This window comes from Asticcacaulis sp. AC466, from assembly GCF_000495815.1.
Taxonomy (GTDB): domain Bacteria; phylum Pseudomonadota; class Alphaproteobacteria; order Caulobacterales; family Caulobacteraceae; genus Asticcacaulis.
In genome coordinates this window covers 35,882-58,006 of the sequence record NZ_AWGE01000013.1, presented here as the reverse complement: position 1 = coordinate 58,006, position 22,125 = coordinate 35,882, and the positions used below count along the sequence as shown (strand labels likewise).

Genomic DNA, 22,125 nt, shown 5'->3' with positions numbered 1-22,125 from the left:
ATTACGCCCTGCTTAGCGGCGGCAAATTGCCATTCTGGCCCCACGGCATCTTGCTCAGCACGTTGGTCAGATATTCAAAGCCCAGCTCGCCGGGCCAGATATTGGTGTGGAAACTGTGCGACAACTTGGCGCCCTCCTCCACCGCGAAGAACCGTTCAAACGCCGACACGACGTCGAACACCACCATGGCCTGGGCATTTCCGGGCGACAGGGTGGCGGTGTCTATCTCGCCGACAAAACGCAGGTCCGGCGTGCCGACCACCTGGCCGGTGTTGACATTGAAACACCCAACATAGACGCTGACGCGCGCCCCTTGCGCGGCGGGCGTCACCATGGCGACGGCGGCGCTGGCGCTGGGCGGCAAAAGCGACAGCTTGAAGGCCGGGGCCTCTTCGCCGCTGCCATCGCTGATCGCCTCCAGATTCCCCAGCGATCCGAAGAGCGGATCGCTGCCGGTCCAGGTGTGCCCATTAAAACCGAGCACGGCCGATCCGTCCAGAAGCCGCGCCGTACCGGCCGGATGCACGATTTCGATAGCGGCGAACAGCCCGACGACATCGCCGTCAAGCGCCGTTTTGAAAGCTGTATCGAGGGTCATTTTTGCTCGGTTATAGAAAATTTGAGAATGATGATGCCGGTCGCGCCCATGGGCAGGGTCACATCGTCCTTTTGGATCAGGCCTTCGATCTTCGGCTGGGCGATCTCCACCACCGCATTGTCCGGCGGCGTAACGCGCAGAAGCGGCAGGATCGGCACCACGGCCTGCCCCGCCCCGTTGACGGTCACCGCGGCCGTGGCCATGTGCAAATAGCGCCGCCCTGAGACAATCACACTGAAAAACTGCCCCTCACCGATCACATAGCCCGGCGTCAGGCCGTCCAGGCTCAGGCTGTTGCCGGACTGGCCCGCGCCATTGACCACGGGCGTCCCCGGCGTACCCACTCCGCCTTCGCGTTGCGGCCAGTCGTAGATCACGCTGTCGCGCGTCCCTTGCGCCAGCCGCGACAGCCAGATTTCGGCGTCTTCGCGATACTGGGGCGCCAGGGTAACTTCAACCGCCCAACGGTCGCCAAGACGGACGATACGCTGAATATCGCCGCCCAGCGGCGGCGTCAGGTCATTGCCATAGCCGATCAGGCGCGGCGTAAATTGCTGCGGCGATGGCCACGATGGAAGGGTCACGCTCATGATGAGTGTCTCCGCTTGGCGCTAAAAAGCGCTTAAAAAAGAATATGCTAGAGCTATTAACCCGCACCTCCCTGGCTCCGCCGGGGCTAAACAGCCCTGAGACTGCGGCGCTGACGGTCGGCCATGCTGCTCTGTGCGATCTGCGATCCGGCCATGGCGGCCTGGCTGCCGGCCTGCTGAGCGATAGGCCCGGCCACCTTGCCGGCGATCTTGCCGACCGCCGCCTGCCAGTTGCCATCCTGATCGACATGCACGCGCACCTCGACCGGCCCACCCCCGGCACCGCCGCCCGCCGCCGCCCCGATCCGATGATTGGGTATAACCTGCGCACCGCGCGGCAGATTGACGATCTCCGGCCCGCGTTCCCCGACCCAGGTCGGCCCGCCGCGCCAGTTGTCCGTGCCCATGGCATTCTTGCCGAGGCCGAAAAGCCCACCGAGACCTTTGAGAACCTTACCCAAACCGCCTCCCGCGCCCGCTTTGTCAAATATTCCACCGAATATGCCCGTGCCTTCGCTGCCCTTGGCACCGATCAAAGCATCGAACATCTTTTGGATACCGCTGGTCATCCATTCTTGAGCCATCTTGCGCAGGGAGTCGGTGAATGTCGCGCCCAAACTCTTGCCGCTGACGATAGCCTTGGCCAGGTCTTCGCCCATTCCGGCGATCTCGTCACGCACCGGATGGAGACTTTCGGCGGTCTTCGCAAGACCGTCATTTACGGTCGCTACCGCATCCGACGCCGTGTTTACCACCTTCGCACCTGCCGCCGCGATATTGGCGAGCGCACCGGCGGCAACATTAAGCCCCATAGCGGCACCAAGGCCGCCGGTGAGAGCAGTATTGGCAATGTTGGTCGCAAAACTCGCGAGAGATGGGTCGCCTGTACCAACAGTCGCGGATTTGGGTGCAGTTTCAGCGGACGCCGCAGCAACGGTCTCCGATTCTGGCGTCACCTTTGACGGCGCCGTGCCACCACCGGACGGCGCGGGTGTTGCCGCTTTATCTTGTTCCTTTATGGCGTCGGACTGGCCGGTCACCCGTTCATTACGTGCTTCGATGGATTTCTTTTGCCACTCGTCCAGAAAGGCCTGCATACCGCCCAACATATTACCGGAAATGCGCTTGAACTCATCCCCCCAAAACGTATTGATGTTCGTGATGGTGCCTTTGAATTTGTTTTCAAACTGCCCCAGTTCGACGTGTTCAATCGGCTTGAAAACGGGCGCCTGCCCTAGGGCACCAAGGACGCCATTTGCCGATTTCATCACAAGGTTTATGCCGTCGATGACCTTATTGACCAACCCTTCGATAGCCTTAATGGCGAAATTTACTCCCGTAATAAAGGCATCTCCGACAATCGCCGGCACATTGGCAAAAACCTTTTGAATGGTGCTGATCGTGGCGCCAACAGCAGACGCCAGGTTTATCCACGTTTTAACACCCCAATCCAGAATAGCGCGGAAACTATCCACGACCCACTTGGAAAGGGAGTCAAAGGTGTCTTTCAGGTGAAACGCCTCGTCCGCCGTATTCCAGAGCCCCGTCATCATGTCGCCCGTGGTTACGCTGGTGTCCCCCAACCGTTTCAGCTGGCCCTCAGAAAGCCCGAGCGATTTGACAAAGTTGTCGGTATCCGCCGCCTTATTGACGTCTGACTTGAACACCATAAATGCGCCGGCCGCGACGCCCGCCGCTGCGCCTACGCCCCAAACCACCGGATTGGCAGCAAGCGCCGCAACACCCAGACCATCAAGGCCAACCGAGGCTTCCAAAGCGCCCTGCGCGAGGTCCAGCGCGCTACCTTTGAGGACAGTCGAAAATCCCTCGCCCTGCACCATGCTCTTACCCATATCAAACAGGGTAGAATTCAACTTGTCGAAGCTGCGCGAGCTTTTTTCCGCCCCTGTGCCTGCGGACTGTAAGGATGTACCTAATGCCTCGCCGGCACCCTCGCCACCGCCAATCCCCGTCCCAGGCCCCGTCCCAAGCCCTGTTCCGGGCGCCTTTCCTGGCTGTGCGCCTGGCCCATGCCCGAACCCACCCGCACGAACCCCCGCGCCACCCCCAGGTTCCGCTGTCTCGGCGCCACCGCCATGACCCGTCGCCGGTTTGTTCGGACCAGGGCCTGTCTTGACATTTGCGCCAACCGATTGTTGCGTCTGGCTCGCATGATCCAGTTCGGCCTGATAGCCACGCAAGCTGTCGCCCGCCTTGCGAAAAATCCCTTCCGCATCCTTAACCTGCGAAACGAAGGTGCTCTGCGCCCCACCGGCGTTTCCCAGACTGTTTCCAAGGGTCCTGAACGCCCCCTCAGCCTTATTTGCGCCCGTTACCAGTTGCCTTAGAGTTCCATCGGCGCGGCCGGAAATCTTTTCCAAACGCCCGATCGCCGCTTCGGCCTTACCCGCTTCATCACGGACGGCCTTTAAGGCTCTGAGCGCTTCATCCGCGCCCTGGAGCTTTATTTTGAGGCCAAGCTCGGCAATATCCATCGCGGTTTACTCCAAAGAAAAACCCCGCCGGTCAGGGCGGGGTCGTTTAACGTGCGAACGGTCCGCCGCTCACCCTCATTCAAAACCCATATTCGCCGGGTTTATCCCAGCAGAACGTCGAATAGATTTGCCGTCAATGGCCGCGAGACGCGGGGCTTGCGCTCCGCAGTCTTATCCGACGCGCTGTTGCACCGGTCCAGATAGACGCCATCCATCACGCGGATAGCGCCGACCAGGTCATCGAAATCGTCCGCGTCATCGATGCCGTACCGTCTGGCCCACCGGTCGATGGCCCCAAACGGCACCGGCCCGACGCCGAACCCCACCGGACGGTCATGGGAAACTTCCCAAAACGCCTGAAGAAACTGGTTAGCGCCGGGCAGCAAGGCCGGGGGCGGCGCCGTGTCCATGCCGCCATCTAGGCCCCAGAGGACGGCGTCACGGAGTTTTTTTCCAACGCCTCCTTGGTGGCTGCCGTCCCGCGATCGACCACCCGCGACGCCCACACCACCGCGTCGGCAAAGGCCTCAAAATCCGGATCGGTCAGGTATTTGCGCGCGGTTTCGCTGTCATAGGCCAACGGCTTGCCGCCCGAGGTCAGGCCTTCCCAGCCGAGCAGAATGGCTTCATGCAGCACTTCGGTCGTCAGGCGCACCGCCGCATCGGGCTTGAGACTACCGTCGCGCTCGCGCTGATCGTTGGGCACCGCGCGCTCCTTGCGCTGACGCAAACTGACCGCCGCGGCGCTGGACAGGCCGCGCACATAGAGCCGCACCTCCCCCAGGCCGGGAATATCGCCGACCCATTGGCCGGCGGCGATGGCGGAACTGTCTTTTTTGAGGGTCGAAATATCCATAATCTGTTTCCTTTGTCGGCCAGAGCACATCAAGAGCGCTGTCTAAAAAAACGCGTAAAAACAAAAATGTAGAGCGCCGATCGGAGGCCGTCAGATCGGCGCTCTACGGGCGGGAAGGATGCCGACATCACCCTCCCCTGACCGCGCGTCTTCGCGCGGTGTAATGATCCGGTGTCGGGCCGGAACCGGCTCTAACCCGCCGCGATCTTCACAACGTTCGAATTGATGCCGAACTTGGCCTTCAGCTTCTGAACCGTATCGGCGCCGCCGCCCTGCTCTTCGGCGGACATGACCAGGGCGATGAACAGGCGCTGCGACCCGGAGGCCACCTTCGACACCGTATGAACACCCGATTGCGTGCCGGTCGTAACAATGGCCGAACCACCAGAGGTGGCGGCGACGCTGAAGCTGTTGGCCGTGCTGCTGACCACGTAATAGGTGGTGCCCGCCGCCAGACCGGTCGGCAAGGCGCCGGTTGTCGAAAAGACCACCTTGTCGCCGTCGCTATAGCCATGCGCCGTGCTGGTGACGACGCCCGGCGACGCGATGGTGATTGTGGCAGCCTTAGCCGTGGTGATCGGCGCGTCATCGAACACGATGCGGAAGGCGAAATTGCTGCGCGTCCGTTCGGCGGCCAACACCGCTTCTTGGCCCGGGTCGCCCGAAATGATGGCGAACTCATTTTCCATCGAACCAGCGTCGCGCGTGCCCTTTTGCTTGATGGAACGGCCACGGTTGATCAGCTCGGTGGCGATTTCCTTCGACGTATCGCCGATGGCGCCCATGGTTTCCCAGCCGTCGATTTCGGTCCAGGTTTGCGACGCGAAGTCGGCGGCGGTAAAGTCGGCGTTCTTGTCGTTGAGCGCACCGCCGATATACAGTTTGGCGCCCGCTACGGGATAGAGAGACATATGTCTGTCCTTTCAAGGAAAAACCCGCCGAAGCGGGTCAGGAGAACCGGCACGGGCCGGAAGAGGAAAAGTGAAATTTAAGCGTAGGCACGCCAGCGCACACTGACCGGCACGCGCCAGTAAACGCCGTCGCGGTAACCGGCGGCGATGTCGGCGGCCCGTTCGATACGGACCTCCAACCCCATGAAGCGAAGTTTGAGATCGGCGGGAAAATGGGCGGCCATCTGACCGGCCATCTCCGCCACCGCCGCATCCGCCACGCCTCGGGCAATGGGCACCATGAGCGACAGCTGCAAGACACCGGCCCGACCGGAGGCGCTCTGCGATCCGATCAGAATACGCGTGCCCGGGCTCTGCACCTGGCGAACCTCGACGAAACCCAAGGGCCCGCCGTCATCCGCCGGCGGCGTAAAATCGCTGCCCGGCCAATCTATGGCCAATCCGCCCGGCAAACTGGTTACACGCTGACGCAGGGCCAGCCAAATCCGCGTCTCGACACCGGGGGTCATGACTGCACCTCGCTGGCGACCGTTTTGACGATGGACTGCCACGCCTGCGCGGCGCGTTTCACGGCCTGAACGGGCGGCTTGCCCTGCTGGCCGTAATTGGCGGCCTGCGCGTCCGGCGACTGATAACTGGCAATCAGGTCATGGCCGGACGCCGATACGAAGACGTTCAGCGTCCCCCTGACCGGTTCAGGCATGACCTCGTCCATCCGATCGACCACACGGCGGCTGCTCAAAAGAAAGGTCCGCGCAATCTGCGTCTCGGCCGCACGGGTCCAGGCGGCAATGGCATTGCTGAAACTGTCCATGCCTATCCTTTCACCACGAAGGTCCATGCCACCACCGGACCGGCAGCGGGCACGCGGCTGACGCTCAATACGGTGCGCGCCTGACCATCGACGATCAACACATCACCGACCCGGGGTGCGTCGGCGAATGCCGCCGCCGTCACCTCCAGATCGGACGCCGTGACCAGATCGCCATCGATGAATTTCTGGCTGACGCCCTTGATGGTGGCATTAAGCGTCCAAGCCTGAGCCTCGGTAGCGATGGGCGCAACCCACGGAGCGGCGGCATCGGCCACCGGCGCACCGGCCCGCCGCAACACCACCTCGCCTTGAGCGAAGCGGCCAAGCAAACGCGCCGCCGTCGCCTGCATCCGGCTATAATCGAATTGCGCCATCACACCACCACTATGCCGGGAATGGGCGCGACCGGCACAAGCAACGGCGCCAAAAGCCCTTCGACTGCCGTGAGGATCGGAACCCATCCGGCGGCGGACATATCGCCGCCGACCTGGTACTCAACCTCGACCGCGCCTTCGACCTTTTCACGCTTGACCCGTCCGGCAACGGACCCCACCACCGACAGGCTGCCCGGCGACACCGCCTCCTGAAAGGCGGCGGCGTAACTGGCCTGCACCACGGCATTGGGCACCACCTCCGGCGGCACAAAAGCCCCGCTGATCAGAACCGCCCCGGCGCGGGGCCAGGCGCGGTCCTGATCGAACCCGCCCACGGGCTGGCCCGGAAAGCGCAGCCCATAGGTCGCATCGATATAGGCGCTGCCGCGTTGCCGCAGCACCGCCGCGGCGGGCGCACCGGCCGGCAGGGCATGGCCATTGCCGCTCAGCCACGCCTGGAACGCGTCGTCACTGCCATACCCTGCCATGGTGTCAGTCCTTCTTCTTTACGGGTTTGCTGTCGAATTCGAACCAGCCCGTCGCCTTGGCGATGGCCAGTTCGGCCTCGTTCAGCTCGATACCGGCCACGCTTTCGCCCGGCCCGATCAGGACCGCGCCGGTGGTCGTATTGAGCCCGCGCGCGCCCTTCTGGATATTGGTAATCTGCATGTGCTAGATCCCGTCCAGGTAACGGACCGACTTCGGACGGCGGATATCGACACCACCGACGCGGAAGATGCCCGGCACGTCGAAACGCATCGGCCCGGTCTGCCACGGCTGGAGGAACTGGAACGGCATCGGCAGGTGCATTTTCAGCACCTCCGGCGACCGGCGATAGGCGACCAGACGCTTCGTGCCCGACGCGCCCACCGTATCCAGATAACCGAACACACCCCGCAGGGTCAGGGGCTGGCCGGTCGTGCGCGTGAAGATGTTGTTGCGCTCGATCCATTCCAGAACCGTCGTCTGGTTGACGGCGTCCATGCGGCGCGTCGACAGGTCGAGCAGCACGGCATAGGGCATCAACAGGGTATCGGCGATTTCCGCCCCCAACGTGCCGGTGAAAATGCCGGTCAGCACGCCGTTGACATCGCGCAGGATCTGATCCGGCGTCTTGCTGGCAAAGGTGGTGGCCGAAGACGCACCATCGGCCGGCGCCATGGTCGCCGTCGGCGTCGCGGCATTGACCAGACCGGAAAAGCCCTTCTGGGCATCACCGGCAAAGGCCACGGCATCGATCTTTTCCTCGGCGGCGCGACGCGCGGCCAAGGCCTTGTCGGCCGCCAGATTCATGCCGAGCATCTGAGCGGTGCCCAGTTCCTCCAGCGTATAGCCATAACCGATGGCGGCCATGGACACGCCGGTCTCGAACTTTTCACGCGTCAGCTCGATGCGTGGCGCGTCCTGGGCATTGCCGTTGAACCACTGCGCCTGGCCAACCGCGTCCATCGACATGTAGGTGACCGACTGGATCCATTCCGGCGCCGACGTATCGACCGGGATCAGCGTCGGATACTGAATGTCCTGATACTTGATCTGGTAGACTTCCGGCTCGATCAGGGCGGCCTGACGCAGAAGGAAGCTCATGGCGACTTGCTGAGCGTCCTGGATGTTTAGCTTTTGCATGGTAAGGCGGCTCCTTAGGCGAGGCGCAGCGCGGCGAGACCGGCACCGGAGGTGCTGGTGTCCCATTGCGCGTTGGGGATGAGGGTGTTGTTGGTCGAAACATTGGTCAGCACGCCCGTGGCGGGCACGAAGTAAACGGCGTCCCCCTTGGCGACAGCGACCGAGGCCTGAACGGCGACGACGCCCTTTTTCAGCACGGCGACGCTGGCATAGCGCTCATAGGTGCCGTTGGGCTGGGTGGCGTCGAGCACGGCAATGCCTTCGAACTTCTTCGACGGCTCCGAATCCGTGATCGTATTGTCGGCGTCGCCCTGGACGCAGACCTTGCCGAACCCGACGCCTTCGGCGTCTTCGGCGATGCGGGTGACAATGACATTCGGTTCCGTGGTCAGAACCAGGCCTTCAACCCAGCGGGCGTGCTGGGCGGCATAGGTGGACTGGATGGCGGGCATCAGGCGGCTCCCTTCGAGCTATTCAGGTTTGGGGTCTGCCACGCCGACGTCAGTCGAACGGTCATGGCACGGTAGGCGGTGGCGGGCGTGGCCGCACCGGTCAGGCCGTCACGAACGGCCCCGGCAAACGGATCGCCTGAGGCCGTGGCGGGCTTTGCGGCGCGGCTGATCGCCTTGAACATGCCGCACACCTCGGCGTCGCTGGCGTCACGCGTCATCTCCTCGCCCAGGCGGGCGGTGACGGCGGCGCGGCGCAATTCGGCATCGCTGCGACCGCTGACCTCGATGCGCGCATCGATGGCTTGGACGGCGGCGACCAGTTCGCTTCGCGCAGCGACCAGGGCATCGAGATCGCGCAGATCGTGGGCGGCTTCACGCGCCGCCGTCAGACCGGCCTTGAGCGCGCCGATCTCTTCGTCTTTCGCCATAAGGGCGCTTTTCAGGCTCTCAATGGCCTCGGCCCCCTGGCCGGTCGTGGAAACCGCCTGGCCATCGACCATAACGGTACGCAGAGTATCCGGCATATCCGGGGTCCTTTCGTCTGCTGTGATCGGGGCAATGCCCCATGACGCCGCACCGTCGCCGATGCGGACTTGGCTGCCGGCCCGGCCGCGCCGCACGATGGCGACGTGGTTGAGCCGGATGTTTTTCTGAATGGCGTCATAGGCCTCGCCCGCCTCGGTCACACCGGGCGTAAAGTCGAGATCGCAGGTGTATCCGGCGCTTAGCTCCCGCTTGCCCGCCTGAATGTCGGCCACCGCCGCGCCATCGCTGACCATCAGCGGCACGCGGATAAAGACCGCCTCGCCCGTCACCTCATCGGCCGTATTGCCCACCGCATAGGTCTTCCAGTTGGCGGACGTGACCAGTTCCGGCGGATGATCATTGGTCACCGGACGGTGCGCGGCGGACGCCATGGTCTCGCGGCTGAACACCTCCGCGCCGGGGCGATAGACGCGCACCCGGTCGAATTCAGGCCGCCCTACCTCGGACCCGAGGTAGAGCTGAATGCCGGTGCGCGCGATCCGCGCTTCGGCCAATAGCGCCCCGTCGTCGCGGCGGCGAGCGCCCGCGACGGTCACTGTATCGGTAAATTGCATGGCTTATGTCTCCCGAGTGGCCGTATCTGCCGGGCTGATGTCGGCCAGCGCCGCTTCCAGTCCGGGCAAGACCCCGTCCTCGATCAAACGGTTGACCAGCGCCGCCGACAGGGCCGCCACCGGCACCAATGGCGGCGTCCCCGCCCCCGATCCGGCCAGAACCCGTGCCGCATCGGCCGTCGTCTTGAACACGTCCGCCCGCTCGCTTTCCGACAGGCCCCACAGCGGCGCCCAGGTGTAATGAATGGCCGGATCGCGCGTGCCCGTGGCCGATCGGATCAACACCTCGTCCAGTCGCCCCAGACGCGGCGCCAATTCGGTCCGCTGACGCGCGGTGATATGGTCGTAATAGTTGCGAATATCGCCATCGCCCGTGCTGTTCAGCCCGGCGGGTGATTGCCCCAAAAGCCGCGTCACAGGAATATCGGCAGCCCCGGCGGCGATCTGGAGATATTGCTGCATCAATTCCGGCAATTGCGCGAAATTGATCTGCTTCTGCTCCCACTTCTCGCCGCGCGCGCTGTCGCCCGAGCCGCCATTGCCTTCCAGCAGAGTCAACCGAAACATGGACTTGAGCATGTTGGCGTAGCTGAACCGCTCGGTCAGCGCCTTGGTCGTCGCCTCGTTTTGCAAATGCTTCGACAGACCGGGCACATAGATGATGTCGGTCTTCAATTCCGGGATCAGCGACGCAATATGGCTTTGGGCCGACGCCGCATTCTGAATGGCGTCATAGGCGGCGTGCAGCACGGAATCGCCCCAGGCCAGCGGGCCACCGCACCCATCCAGAACCGGCGCGCCGGTAAAACGCACCATGCGCGATGGATGCACCCGCACCGCCACGCCATTGCCGCCGCGTACCTCGTAAAACGACGGCTCGCCGTAAAACGGACTGGTCACGTCGCGATCCAGTTCCCCCGTCGCCACGTCCTGACGGTTCAGCACATGCAGGTAGAGCAGATCGCCCGCCCCCACCCGCTCGACATCAAGCGGCAGATCGGGCGTGCCGTCACGCATCCCCAAAAACAGCGCCGATCCGCCGAACAGACGGGCCCGGCGCAAGGCTTCATTGACCTTGGCGCGCAAGGTGATGGCCGGCGCGGTTTCCAGCGCCTCGATGGCGGCAATCTGCTCCGGCGCAGCCTGCCAGTTGCGCCATTCGCGCGTCATGTCATTGGGCACGATGTCGATGATCTTGCGCGACAGCCAGTCCGACCGGTGCATGGCCGCCAGCTCGGCGTCATCGATGCGGCGCAGCCCAAAGACATTGCCCGCCGCCTTGTCGCTGCCCTGCCCCAGCCCAGTAACCAGATTGATGAGACGGTCAAAAAACAGCATCACACCACCTCCAACATACCGTAGCCGAAGCCCGATCTCAGCTTCAATTCATGGATCGCCCACACCAGGGCGTCCAGGCGGTTGGGCGATCCCGCACCCTGATAACCCAGCGGCGTCGTCTGCTTCATTTCGGCTTCCATTTCCGTAAATCTGTCCAGGTGCGCCATGCGGCCCTGGTCGTAAAAGGCGGCGACCGGCTCGGCCCGCACATGCTTGCCGCGGCTGGCCGTCACCATGACGACGCGATCCTCGATCTGCGCCGCCCGTAGCGTGGCTTCCACCATATCGCCGCCAAAATTGCGTTCCCCGACAATGCAGTCGGCATTCCACCGACGGCAGGTCTGCGCCACGCGCGTCGCCCAATGGAGCGTCCGCGCCAGTGCCGTATCCCCTTCGCCGGCCGATACCGTGGCGTCTTCCAGCACAATCGCCCCGTCGCCATATTCGGCCACCGCGACAATGCCGACATCGTCCCCGCCGCCGGATGGATCGACGCCGACGACCACCCGGCCCCACTCTTGTGTTTCCGCCGCCAGCCGCCCGCGCCGCCATGCCTCATCGATCAGCCCTTGCGTCCACAACGCCCCGCGCAACAGCGCCTGAGACGGCGCCTGCTGATACTGGGCGGTGAAGACCCGCAGATTGGCCGCCTTCATGCGGCTGAGCCGCTCCAGCGAATGTTTCTCCGGCCACAACGCCCGGCCATCGGCCCCGATGGCGGGCAGGCAGATATGCTCCCAATCCTCACCATTGCCGCCGCCGAGCAAAAACCCAGACAGATCTTCCGGATGCAGGCGCTGCATGATGACGACAATCGGCGTCTGCGCCGTATTGCACCGACTTTCCAATGTATTGCCGAACCAGTCGATGACCGACTGGCGAATAGTGTCGGACGCCGCCTCGTCTGCCTTGTGCGGATCGTCGATCAGGATCGCCCCGCCAAACCCGTCACGCGGCTTACCCGCACCAAAACCGGTGATCGTGCCGTCGGAGCCGGTCGAATAGATGACCCCGCCGCTCGTTGTGCGCCAATCGTCCCGGGCGGCGGCGCCCGCCTTGAGCCCACACCGGGGCCACAGGGTTCGGAACCACGCCGCCGCCACGATGTCGCGCGCCCGGGCGCCATTATTGGCGGCCAGGCGGGCGGCATAGGAGACATTGATGAACTCGCAGTCCGGCGCCTTGGCCAAACACCAGGCGATGAACAGCACACACACAATCTCGGTCTTCGAATAGCGCGGCGGCATGTTGATAATCAGCCGCCTGACCTCGCCGCGCCACACCGCCTCCAGCCGCGCGCACAACACCTCATGGTGCCAGTTGCGCAACCACCGCCGGCCGGTCGTCTGTTTATAGGCGTAGCGGACGAAGAAGTAGAAATCGCTTTCCAGCTTGTGCCGCAAAGCAATCGTCTCGATCTCGTCAGAACTCATCATCCAGTTGCTTTATCCGCGCTGCCACCCGGTCTGCATCGGCGTCGCTGAGCGGTGCGGACAGCGCCTCCACAGGCGCCACAAACGCGTCACCGCCCGCCGTCGCCTTGCCATGCCCGCGATCGAGCAATTCCTTGGCCGCTGCCAGCCGCGCCGTCGCGGTCTGACCGGCGTCGCTCATAATGTCGTAAAGGGTGGCAATCGCCGCCTCGCCATGGCCCGCAGCGACCGACCGCACATCGCCCGCCCGCACATCACCTGGGTGCGCATCACGTTGCGTAGGGCCGCTTCGCTTTACGCCCCTGGCCATCGTTCACTGTTCCATTTAAATCAGGTGGGCCGGTAGCCTGGAGCGTAATAAAAAAGCCCGCGCCAATGACGGCTGCGGGCTGTTCTTTTCAATGTGTGGGCGCTCATCTCCGACCCTGCATATTTGTCTCATTTTTCGAACGTTCCGTCAATCGAAAAATGGAACGTATCGTGAACTTTTTTCAATCCCCCTATACCGCCCCACCTGCGGGGCGGGGGACCGACGCGCTTCAGCGCGTTGGTGGTGGGGGCCTTAAGGCAGCACCCCGCCTCCCTCTTTCCGTGTGAAGCGCCGCACGCAGACCCGCCTCAGGAGGCCGCAATCAAATCGCCCCATTTTGCACACCAAGGCTCTTTCGCGTCAGCCAATGCCATGCGATCAATTGCGCGCCTCCTCGGCGACCATGACCAAGCAGTCAGGAAACGGATGGACAATTATCGCTCTATCGACGAACGCGGCGCGGCGGATCTAGCGGAAGCGGCCCTGACACGTGCGTTCGGCGTCCCGGCCAAACTGCTGAATATCGAACCTATCGGCCGGGAGGACCGCCGCAACCTGATCCTCAGGGCGCAGGCCCAACTGGGCCAGACGTCGCGCCCTGTTATCGTGAAGACCACGCGGCTCACTTCGTTCTGCTCTACGTCGCCGACCGTCTTCGCAGATTCCGGCCTGGCTAAAGAATGGGTAGCCAGACAAATCCTTTGCGGAAATGAACCCGGCGAATGTCCGCTCTTGCTCGCCGGCGACGCCGAGAACGGCCTGATCGTTTTCAGCGATTTTGGCGCTCACCTGCCATCGCTCGTAAAGCCTCTGCTCGAAGGAACGGCAGACGAAGCGGAATCCGCGATGACGGCGTACGCGCGCGCGATGGCAGAACTGCATGTGGCAACCCTAAACTGCCAACAACGCCACGCCGACGCCGTCGCATCGACATTTCCCAAGTCCATCGCCCCTAATCTGGTTGGCGCAACCTGGCTCGACCAGCCCCCGCCCGCATTGGCCCGCTTTCAATTCCCCGAAGATGATTTGCAGACGATTCGCTCGCGTCTGGTAAATCCTGGCGAATGGCTCGCTCTCGTCCATGCCGACGGATGTCCGGACAACCTATTGTTGGACAATGGCGTCGCCAGGCTCATCGATTTTGAATTTTCCGCCCCCGGCCATATGCTGCTCGACGCCGTATATTGGCGCATCGGCTTCCCATCCTGCTGGTGTGCCGGTGTCATCCCCGAAGACGTCGCGCAGAGAATCGAATGCGTCTACAGAAATGAATTGGCGGCTGTATTTCCCGTTGCATTGAGCGACCATATTTTTGAGAGGGAAATCACCTTGGTAACAGTCGCAAGGGCGCTATTCAGCCTCACTTGGATGCTCAATCAAGCTTTGGACGAGGACAATATCTGGGGCACAGCAACCCGACGCAGTCGAATACTCTGGTACCTCAAGGCCGCAATTAAAGCCTGTGACCGCTCAGGCTTATTTCCGCAGTCCGGTGTCGTCATGGCGGCTTGGCTTGCCCATCTGTCAAAAATTTGGCCGGATAGCAAACCGCTTGCAAAATACCCTGCCTTCCAAACCTGACTTCAGGACAGGCGCTTCGCAATTCGGCGTTCCAAGGCTGACTGTAAAAGACCATACGACACGCGCCCCCAGGAGATACCGCCCATGACAAGCCCCCGACGCGCCTACACCCTGACGGAGCTCGACCGCGCTCAGACCCTCTACGATCTGACCTTTCCCCCGGACCTGATCGCCTATCTGTCGAACGACCATTGGCTTGAAACCTACGACTGGCGCACCGACAATCCCACTCTTCGCGGAATGCTGGATTGGCCCTATGACGGCCTGATCTTCGACGTTGAACAAAACGCCCTGTGGCCGACATCCTGGGGCGAACGGCCCGACACACCTCAGGAACGCGCCGAAGCGCTCAAAGCCCTGGTCACCGCCGCGCCGAAACTGATCCCCCTCTTCGGCCATCGCTACCTGCCCGCCGAACCGAACAGCGTTGGCAACCCCGTATTCTCGATCTATCAGTCGGACATCATCATCTACGGCACCGACCTGGCCGACTATGTGGCGCGAGAACTGGGCGAACAGCCCAATAAAGCCTTGCCGAATACCGCGCGCCGCATCCGCTTCTGGTCTGACCTTGTCGATCAAAATAATGAGCCGTGACGCCAGAACCGCCCCCTCACGCCATCTCCATCATCGCCCCGACCACCACGCCAAAGGAGCCCATCATGCCCGCCATACTCGACCAGCGCCCCTTCCTGGCGACACAGAATTTCCGCCGCTCAATCGACTTTTACACCCGCCTGGGCTGGACCTCGGTCTATCAGGACGCCGACCTGGCCCTGATGGAATTGGGCGCGTCCCATATGTTCCTGCAAAACGCCTTCGTCGAAGCCTGGGCTCACAACACCATGCTTCACCTGGTCGTCGACGACGCTAAGGCCTGGTACGACACGGCTCTACGGGTAAAAACCGAAGGCGGCTTCGACGAAGTGAAGGTCAACCCGCCGCGCCGCGAAGCCTATGGCGCGCTCGTGACCCACGTCATCGATCCGGCCGGCATCCTGCTCCACTTCGCCCAGATGGACAAGGCGGACTAAAATCCAGTCGCCCCACTCAGCACCAAGCGAAAAGAAACGAACGGGGCCTGCTCGCCATACATCACGTCCAGCCGACCGCCCGTTCGAACGTGTTATTCACCTTAAGCCTGACTTGCTCCAGCACTATCGGATCATAAGCTGTAGCTTTCAAATTGCGGTCTGTGACGGAGACATTTTCCGCCACAAGGCGATAGGAAACGCCTGACCCCGTGCGGCCAGCTTTTTCCTCGATGAACCTATCCGGCCGCTTCAGCACAAAGTTCACGCCATCCATTAAGGCGCCCCTTGCAACGGTTTGGTACCATTCCAGGTTTTGCGGCGCTTCCATATTCCGGGAGGTCAAAACCAACCGGACCGCGCGCCGGTCGTCGGCCAGCCAGACAAGAACATGACTGTCAGAGTAAACCTGCACCAAAGAGCAACCGAATTCGGCTTCCAACTCAGCCTTTATCAACACGCCATTCTACCCGCTCGTCAACCGGGCTTCCACCAGGTCAGCCTCCCGCACCAGCTTGCGCATCGTTTCGTCGGACAACTCGCGCGACCGGCTGAGCGTATAAAACGTCTCCCGCTCAGCCCGAATGCCGGCCAGCCTGAGCCGCCGTTCGGCCTCCTCCAGTTGCTTTAATCGCGCCCCTTCCGCCCCGCCCAGATGCCGACCGTCAATGCGCCTGCGGTACAGATCGACCACCCGCACCCCGGCCTCCCCGTAAAGCTCGCTTTCGCGCCCGCCCACCGCCATCGCCCTTTGAAACTGCTCTATCGCCACAATGGCAGCCTCGGCCGCCGCCGCCCGCGCCGCATCCTCCTCCGCCTGAGCCTGCGGTTCCGGCGGCAACTCCAGCCCCTTCAACAGGAACGGCAAACCCACACTAGCCAGGATCAGCGACACCACAATCACCGCCGCCGACAGGAATATGACCAGGTTGCGCACCGGAAAAGCGGCCCCATCGGGCAACATGAACGGAATGGTCAAAACACCGGCCAGCGTAATCGCCCCGCGCACCCCGGCCAGAGACGTCGCCGCGACAAGCCTCAGGCTGGGCCGCCGCACAGCCATCCCTTTGCGCGCCGCCCGGAACAGGGTGAACCGCAACGCCACCCACACCCACAAAAACCGCAATGCGATCAGCGCCAGATTGATGCCGACGACGTAGACGACCAGCCACAACGGATCGCTATGCCCGGTCATGCGCACCACATTGGCCGCCCGCGCCGCTATGCTCGGCAATTGCTCACCCAGCAACACGAAGATGATGCCATTGGCCGTATATTGGATGGTATCCCACACCGCGTTTCGCCGCACCCGCGTTTCGGCCATGACCTGCCCGCTCTGCTCGGCATAGCTCATGGTAATGCCCGCCGCCACCGCCGCCAGAATGCCCGAACAATTCGCCTCTTCGGCCAGCAGGTAAGCCCCGAACGGGATAAGCAGGCTGATGACCACCTGCGAACCGGTATCCTCGCCGATGCGGCGCGAAATTATCCCCTTCAGCCGGGTGATCACCCACGTAACGGCCACCCCGATGCCGATCCCGCCCGCCGCCACCCACAGGAAGGTGCCGAACGCATCGACCAGCGAAAAACTGCCGGTCAGCACCGCCGCCACCGCAAACCGCATGCACACCAGGCCGGACGCGTCGTTAAGCAGCGCCTCCCCTTCCAGAATATGCATCAATCGCTTAGGGATCGGCACGCGCGTCGCAATGGCCGACACCGCAATCGGGTCGGTCGGCGACAGAATGGCGGCCAGGGCGAACGCCACCCCCAAAGGCATGTCCGGGATCATCCAGCGGATAAACAGCCCAAGGCCCAGCACCGTCAGCACCACAAGCCCAAGCGCCAGTTGCAGGATCGTCCCCTTGTCGCGGAACAACCCTTCCTTGGGAATCTTCCACCCGTCGTAAAACAGCAGCGGCGGCAGGAACAACAGGAAGAAAACGTCGGGCTTGAGATCGACCGCCGCCCCTGTCGTGACCGCGATCACCGCCCCCAGACCGATCTGGACCAAAGGCGTCGGCACAAGCACCGGCGACATCCGCGACAACCATCCGCTGGCCACGACCGCAACCATCAGAAACAGAGACAGAGTAACGCTTTCCATGCCGGATCTATAGCCCGCGCCGCCCTGCCCGATCAACCGGGAAAAGCCGGCCCCAAAAGCCAAAATGGAAAAGCTGCGCTTACCGCCCCGCTGGCGTACACGCGATGCCGGTCAGATCGTAAACCGCCTGCGTATCGCGCCGCACGGCCCGGCACGCGCGCCCCGCCGTGACGATATCGAACAATACCGGCATGGCGGTCGAATGGGTTTCATACGGCCCCAGCGGCGGTGGCAAGACGCTCACCGTCGCCGTCTGCGCCGACGCCCCGGGCCCCAGTTCGACGTGCGCCCGCCCCAAAGCCTTGGCCAGCACCGCCGTCACCGCCGCCCGCGTCCCGGCATCGTCCATATCGACCGTCGCCGGCACAGGAGGACCGGCGGCCGCCACGCTCTGGCACCCGCCCATAAGCGCCCCCGCAATCGCCACCGCAATAACTGGCAATGACCGGTTCACTGGCGCCTCCTACCGTATGCGGGTCATGTCGCGATTGGTGTCCATGATAAAGCGGACCGGCGGAGACAAGGCGGGCGAAGACACCCGTGCCCCGCTGCTGGCGCCCGATTTCGCCACTATGGTCGATACCGCCGGACAGCTCCCCGCCGTGCCGTACCCTAAGGCCGCGCTCAAAAGCCCTTCGGCGCTGTCGCCCAATTCGCGGCTGTAATCGTCCGCCACGGCACAACCCGGCACCTTGACGCCATTGGCTTCGGTGGAATTGGCCGGCACGAACCCATCGGCATAGTCCCCGAACCCGACATCGTTCACGCCCTTGAACTGTATGCTGTAATAGGTCGTGCCACAATTGTCCTGCGGATAGAAACCGTAAGGCTTGCCGCACGTCTTGCCGCCGATCTGGATCACCTCCACGCCCGCCCCGCGCAAACCGTTGATAACGGCCTCGCTGGCGCTGCACGTCGATCCCGTCGTCAGCACGAACACCCGCCCCAGGTTAAGCGTGGGCAGCGCCGTCCCCGCCGTCACGCTGAACCCCTGCGCACTGTTATAGAAAGGCACCGGCGAATTGGTCTCGCCCGTCACCGGATTGCGCGTCCCGGCCGCCGCGTTGAAACTGAGCCGCTCGAACGTCCGCCCGGTGGTGCGCGTATTGCCCGCCACCATGTAGCCAAGCTCCGACGCGACGGCCAGAAGCCCCCCGCCATTATAGCGTATATCCAGCACCAGATCGCTCACATTGGCGTCGCGCAAGGTCGAGATCGCGGACACCAGATCGCTTTCGCTCGAATACGGGCTGAACGTGTTGAACAGGATATAACCCACCTTGTTCCCAGACCCATCGGTCAGCACCTTGGTGCGGTTCACCGGCTTGGACACCAGATTCTGCGACGTCAGCGTAATGGTCCGCGTGACCGAGCTGCCCGGATCGCGCACCACAAAGGTGTTGGTCGTCCCGGCCGTCGGCGGGAAAAGCCCCTGGTTCAACTGATCGACCTGCGCCTGCGTCGTCCCGCCATTGACCAGATCGATCCCGTTGATGCTCAATATCTGCGTCCCGCGGATAAGGTTTTTCTGGCCGCCAACCACATCGTCCGCCGGCGTACCGGGGTCGGTAAAGGCGACACGTACATCGCGCGGCGCCGTGCCGGAAATAATGGTGAAGCTCGCGCCATAGCTGGCGGTCGCCGCCGAATTACGCTGCGCCAGATAATCCGCCGTCGGCTGGCTGAAATGGAAATTGTCCTTATCCTTGCCCGAAGCCGTCTTGGCCTGGGTCTTCAATATCCCGAAATAGTCGAGAACCGCACCGGGCAGGCTGGGGTCCGTATCGTAGACCTCCGTGTTCCACAGATAAGTCTCGTGCGTCCACGACCTCAGCCAGTTCTTTTCGTCCGAAAGCATCCCCACCTTGTCGGGGAAGGCATTGCCTTCGCTGTCCACGCCTGAACGCGGGCTCTGGCACTTGTCCTTGAACAGGCTGGCCGCCTGAAACACCCCGGAAACCCAGCCCGAACTGCTGCCGCCAGACCCGCCGCCGCCGCCGGACCCCCCGCCCGAAGACGGAATGGACGTCCCCCCGCCCCCGCCGCCACCGCATGACACCAGCATCGCCGCAGCGACCACGAGCGCGAGCGCCCCCGCGATGTTTTTGAACCCTGTTTTCATCATAAACCGAAGATGATCACGATTATCTCTCGCCCGCAAGAGGGGCGTTATCCCGCCGCACCCGGATCGCGATTATTTTTTGCCACAGGTGCGAAAACACCGGTATACTGACAAAAAAGTGAGGCTCTTCGTCTTCAGCTTACGACTGAAACGGACCTGGCACACCGGCATAAAGGTCCCATATCCCGATGCACTCTTCCGGAAATGGAGATATTACCTCCGCGACAGTTCGTCAGAAACTGCGCGAACATGATCAGAAATTCGATGACAAAGACCCGAAGCCATTTCGTCGATCAAGTCAGACGGAAGCCCGTCCCAACCCACAACATGTCTGCTCCAATCACTCAATCCCGAGGAATTGTCGAATTCTTCAAAATCTGACCGCCACTGCAAGGCAAACCTCGAATATACAAAGCAACGCTCTAAGGACGGAGCGAACACGATTTCCAGCACCCCTCTACGCAGAGCGCCGAATTTGGGTATTGCAAGTAGTCGGAAATGCACACGTTTAATCGATGAGTGATTTACCAATATATATTCGATTTCATATTCTTTAGCCTCTAGCACGTTGGCAAATGGGGCAAACTCCCAAATGGATCGTTTCGGCTTCTTCTCGCGTCGAACGCTTCTTGCCTCGACAAAACGATCAGGTCTCTTCGCGTTCTTTAACGCGCTCACGATGGCTTCGTGATCGTGGACAGAGTCGTAATGGTCCTTAGATTCAAGTTTAAAAGTATAAAACTCCGCTACTGTATTGGTCGTCTCAACGCGGGTCACAATATTCGATTGTATCGTCTGAAGCAACTCTTGTGCTTGAGTTTCATTTGTTAACTTGGCTTCATATTCTGACAAAATAAGCAGGTCCGACACAGATTCGGACTCGACAAGAGCTAGCTCCTCAAGCTGTTGGTCATGTTCCTGCTCCGTATCATCACCGGCGGATTCAGGGCTAGCATACCTGTCCAAAACTGTTTGCAAACTGGCTTTGTCCGGACAAAACATCTGGCGTACATCACTGGCAATATTAACGGTCGGCGATATGTTAGCTTCGGTGCCGTATACAGTGCGCAGTCCGCTCGCAATATCCATATAGTAAATCTCAGGCCCTGGGATTTGGGCAATTATTTCTATGAATCCATTGGTGAAGGGGCTGAGCTCAGCACCTGCTGGTGTCTCCTCTTTGTCCCCTGAAGAGGCGAAGAACCAAAGAGACTTGAGTTGATGCTGGACTGCAAAGGTTGGGTTGCTCGACTTAATTAGATGTTGACCCGAAAAACAGGCATCGACAATGAGCACAGTTCGATCAGCTGAAAAAGGTCGCAGTAAATCTATTAAATCTGAAAGAGCAATCCCCGTTAAATCGGGGCTCGCGACATTATACCCATCAAAAACCATATATGAAGCGCTTCTAAGCGACTCGCCGTGGCCACTAAAATAAAACAGGACTTCTTCGACTGCTTCATGTTTGTCGTACTGCGTTCGGATAATCGTTTTGAGGCTCGCAGCTGAGACATCTATAGCGATTTCGACGTGAAAGCGGCCGGTCGCTTGGAGCAGTTCACGCATTGCGACTGCATCCTTTTCACACGCTGTGAGCGGTCCGAAGCCGTCTTTTTGCGCTTTGGCGATTCCTACTACAAAAGCCAAACTTTTGGCCATTTCTAACCTCCCGACTTATAGTGCCGAAGCTACAGCTGCAATCCAACTTTTGCACGAAAATTGCGGGTTGAGAAAATTATTACCGGTTACTATTGTCGCTATCGTGGTTGTGCGTCTGGTTGACCAGACGCGCGCTATATAACGTCCGGCTGTGCGAAAGCTCGGTGTCCCCACGGGAATGAGCGGTCTGACACAAGCGCCGCAGTAACCGCCCCTGCACCCGCGAACAGGTCACGCCTTAAGGCTGTTGGGCCGCTGCCACACCAACCGATCGAATTTACGGCGAGTTTAGCTTCCATAATATCCCCCAGCTCTCGCATATTCCGCCAAATGCGGCACATATCTGAGTGAGGTCGGCCTGCATTTTCATCAAAGGCATAGGTAACAAGCGACCGCACTTGGACCCGCATGTAACCTTCCTCCACCGACACGGTTGCCGAAGGGAACGCGTTGGCCAAAACCGCCATTATTGAGGCGTCGGGCGGCCACCTGTCGAAATCGATATTGAAGTCGATTTCGACCTCACGGTCGAAGTCGAAGCCCCCTTTTTGAAGGCGTCTCATGACATCGCCATCGGCGTCGCTTGGCCAATCCATTGTGCTCCCCCAACCTCTTTTACAACCTGATAACAAGCAAAGCGTTCCACAATTATGGGCGCATTTCAAACAGACATTGCATCGGGCCTGGACTTTTGCTTTCCTTCACGGACCGAAACGTGGAGAGGTTCT

At 61.5% G+C, this 22,125-nt stretch carries 26 protein-coding genes; 3 read left to right on the top strand and 23 right to left on the bottom strand.

Annotated features, from left to right (window positions below):
- Nucleotide 1 precedes the first annotated feature (1 nt).
- From AEAC466_RS35785 to AEAC466_RS35720, 17 genes are all read right to left on the bottom strand, one after another.
- Entirely contained in the window at nt 2-598 is a 597-nt protein-coding gene (locus AEAC466_RS35785) for a hypothetical protein (RefSeq protein WP_023458693.1), read from the bottom strand.
- Nucleotides 595-1,188: a hypothetical protein gene (locus AEAC466_RS35780; protein WP_023458692.1), complete on the bottom strand. Its 594-nt coding sequence runs from the start codon at nt 1,186-1,188 to the stop codon at nt 595-597. Before AEAC466_RS35780 ends, AEAC466_RS35785 begins: the two co-directional genes overlap by 4 nt.
- Nucleotides 1,189-1,274: 86 nt before the next feature.
- On the bottom strand, nt 1,275-3,683 hold the full coding sequence (locus AEAC466_RS35775) for a hypothetical protein (RefSeq protein ID WP_023458691.1): 2,409 nt from the start codon (nt 3,681-3,683) through the stop codon (nt 1,275-1,277).
- A 101-nt stretch (nt 3,684-3,784) separates the two neighbouring features.
- Entirely contained in the window at nt 3,785-4,093 is a 309-nt protein-coding gene (locus AEAC466_RS35770) for a phage tail assembly chaperone (RefSeq protein ID WP_023458690.1), read from the bottom strand.
- Nucleotides 4,094-4,101: 8 nt separating this feature from the next.
- A complete protein-coding gene (locus AEAC466_RS35765; RefSeq protein WP_023458689.1) occupies nt 4,102-4,539 on the bottom strand; it encodes a hypothetical protein in 438 nt (145 codons plus the stop codon).
- A gap of 191 nt (nt 4,540-4,730) precedes the next feature.
- Nucleotides 4,731-5,450, bottom strand: coding sequence for a hypothetical protein (locus tag AEAC466_RS35760; protein ID WP_023458688.1), 720 nt, complete (start codon nt 5,448-5,450; stop codon nt 4,731-4,733).
- A gap of 77 nt (nt 5,451-5,527) precedes the next feature.
- Entirely contained in the window at nt 5,528-5,959 is a 432-nt protein-coding gene (locus AEAC466_RS35755) for a phage tail terminator-like protein (protein WP_023458687.1), read from the bottom strand.
- Nucleotides 5,956-6,264: a hypothetical protein gene (locus AEAC466_RS35750; RefSeq protein WP_023458686.1), complete on the bottom strand. Its 309-nt coding sequence runs from the start codon at nt 6,262-6,264 to the stop codon at nt 5,956-5,958. The genes AEAC466_RS35755 and AEAC466_RS35750 overlap by 4 nt, the downstream gene beginning before the upstream one ends.
- A 2-nt stretch (nt 6,265-6,266) precedes the next feature.
- Nucleotides 6,267-6,638 (bottom strand): hypothetical protein, encoded by a 372-nt coding sequence (locus AEAC466_RS43805; RefSeq protein WP_023458685.1) that lies wholly within the window; start codon nt 6,636-6,638, stop codon nt 6,267-6,269.
- The gene (locus tag AEAC466_RS35745; RefSeq protein WP_023458684.1) at nt 6,638-7,126 is read right to left on the bottom strand and encodes a DnaT-like ssDNA-binding protein; all 489 of its coding nucleotides are present in this window, start codon (nt 7,124-7,126) and stop codon (nt 6,638-6,640) included. Before AEAC466_RS35745 ends, AEAC466_RS43805 begins: the two co-directional genes overlap by 1 nt.
- 4 nt (nt 7,127-7,130) lie before the next feature.
- Nucleotides 7,131-7,307, bottom strand: a complete 177-nt coding sequence (locus tag AEAC466_RS44515) for a hypothetical protein (protein ID WP_023458683.1) — start codon at nt 7,305-7,307, stop codon at nt 7,131-7,133.
- Nucleotides 7,308-7,310: 3 nt separating this feature from the next.
- Complete coding sequence (locus AEAC466_RS35740; RefSeq protein ID WP_023458682.1) at nt 7,311-8,264, bottom strand: DUF2184 domain-containing protein; 954 nt, start codon at nt 8,262-8,264, stop codon at nt 7,311-7,313.
- Between the two features lie 14 nt (nt 8,265-8,278).
- On the bottom strand, nt 8,279-8,716 hold the full coding sequence (locus AEAC466_RS35735; RefSeq protein ID WP_023458681.1) for a structural cement protein Gp24: 438 nt from the start codon (nt 8,714-8,716) through the stop codon (nt 8,279-8,281).
- Nucleotides 8,716-9,816 carry a DUF2213 domain-containing protein gene (locus AEAC466_RS35730; protein WP_023458680.1) on the bottom strand — a complete coding sequence of 367 codons (1,101 nt, stop codon included), beginning with the start codon at nt 9,814-9,816 and terminating at the stop codon, nt 8,716-8,718. The genes AEAC466_RS35735 and AEAC466_RS35730 overlap by 1 nt, the downstream gene beginning before the upstream one ends.
- 3 nt (nt 9,817-9,819) lie before the next feature.
- Nucleotides 9,820-11,154 (bottom strand): DUF1073 domain-containing protein, encoded by a 1,335-nt coding sequence (locus AEAC466_RS35725; protein ID WP_023458679.1) that lies wholly within the window; start codon nt 11,152-11,154, stop codon nt 9,820-9,822.
- Complete coding sequence (locus AEAC466_RS43800) at nt 11,154-12,590, bottom strand: phage terminase large subunit family protein (protein ID WP_155913680.1); 1,437 nt, start codon at nt 12,588-12,590, stop codon at nt 11,154-11,156. The genes AEAC466_RS35725 and AEAC466_RS43800 overlap by 1 nt, the downstream gene beginning before the upstream one ends.
- Entirely contained in the window at nt 12,577-12,897 is a 321-nt protein-coding gene (locus tag AEAC466_RS35720; protein ID WP_031238981.1) for a hypothetical protein, read from the bottom strand. Before AEAC466_RS35720 ends, AEAC466_RS43800 begins: the two co-directional genes overlap by 14 nt.
- 426 nt (nt 12,898-13,323) lie before the next feature.
- On the opposite strand from AEAC466_RS35720, the gene AEAC466_RS35715 reads away from it, so the two are divergent.
- The 3 genes from AEAC466_RS35715 to AEAC466_RS35705 all read left to right on the top strand — a co-directional run bounded on the left by AEAC466_RS35715 (nt 13,324) and on the right by AEAC466_RS35705 (nt 15,512).
- On the top strand, nt 13,324-14,478 hold the full coding sequence (locus AEAC466_RS35715) for a phosphotransferase (protein ID WP_023458676.1): 1,155 nt from the start codon (nt 13,324-13,326) through the stop codon (nt 14,476-14,478).
- A gap of 84 nt (nt 14,479-14,562) precedes the next feature.
- The gene (locus AEAC466_RS35710) at nt 14,563-15,075 is read left to right on the top strand and encodes a hypothetical protein (RefSeq protein WP_023458675.1); all 513 of its coding nucleotides are present in this window, start codon (nt 14,563-14,565) and stop codon (nt 15,073-15,075) included.
- A complete protein-coding gene (locus AEAC466_RS35705) occupies nt 15,072-15,512 on the top strand; it encodes a VOC family protein (protein ID WP_023458674.1) in 441 nt (146 codons plus the stop codon). The genes AEAC466_RS35710 and AEAC466_RS35705 overlap by 4 nt, the downstream gene beginning before the upstream one ends.
- Before the next feature lie 61 nt (nt 15,513-15,573).
- Here the strand turns inward: AEAC466_RS35705 and AEAC466_RS35700 are convergent, their stop codons facing one another.
- The 6 genes from AEAC466_RS35700 to AEAC466_RS35675 all read right to left on the bottom strand — a co-directional run bounded on the left by AEAC466_RS35700 (nt 15,574) and on the right by AEAC466_RS35675 (nt 21,993).
- Nucleotides 15,574-15,969 carry a hypothetical protein gene (locus tag AEAC466_RS35700; RefSeq protein ID WP_155913678.1) on the bottom strand — a complete coding sequence of 132 codons (396 nt, stop codon included), beginning with the start codon at nt 15,967-15,969 and terminating at the stop codon, nt 15,574-15,576.
- A gap of 6 nt (nt 15,970-15,975) precedes the next feature.
- On the bottom strand, nt 15,976-17,616 hold the full coding sequence (locus AEAC466_RS35695) for a Na+/H+ antiporter (RefSeq protein ID WP_023458672.1): 1,641 nt from the start codon (nt 17,614-17,616) through the stop codon (nt 15,976-15,978).
- Between the two features lie 79 nt (nt 17,617-17,695).
- The gene (locus AEAC466_RS35690) at nt 17,696-18,070 is read right to left on the bottom strand and encodes a hypothetical protein (RefSeq protein ID WP_235074299.1); all 375 of its coding nucleotides are present in this window, start codon (nt 18,068-18,070) and stop codon (nt 17,696-17,698) included.
- A gap of 9 nt (nt 18,071-18,079) precedes the next feature.
- The gene (locus AEAC466_RS35685; RefSeq protein ID WP_023458670.1) at nt 18,080-19,741 is read right to left on the bottom strand and encodes a S41 family peptidase; all 1,662 of its coding nucleotides are present in this window, start codon (nt 19,739-19,741) and stop codon (nt 18,080-18,082) included.
- A 210-nt stretch (nt 19,742-19,951) separates the two neighbouring features.
- Nucleotides 19,952-21,397 (bottom strand): caspase family protein, encoded by a 1,446-nt coding sequence (locus AEAC466_RS35680; protein WP_023458669.1) that lies wholly within the window; start codon nt 21,395-21,397, stop codon nt 19,952-19,954.
- Between the two features lie 134 nt (nt 21,398-21,531).
- The gene (locus AEAC466_RS35675) at nt 21,532-21,993 is read right to left on the bottom strand and encodes a hypothetical protein (protein ID WP_023458668.1); all 462 of its coding nucleotides are present in this window, start codon (nt 21,991-21,993) and stop codon (nt 21,532-21,534) included.
- Between the last annotated feature and the right edge of the window lie 132 nt (nt 21,994-22,125).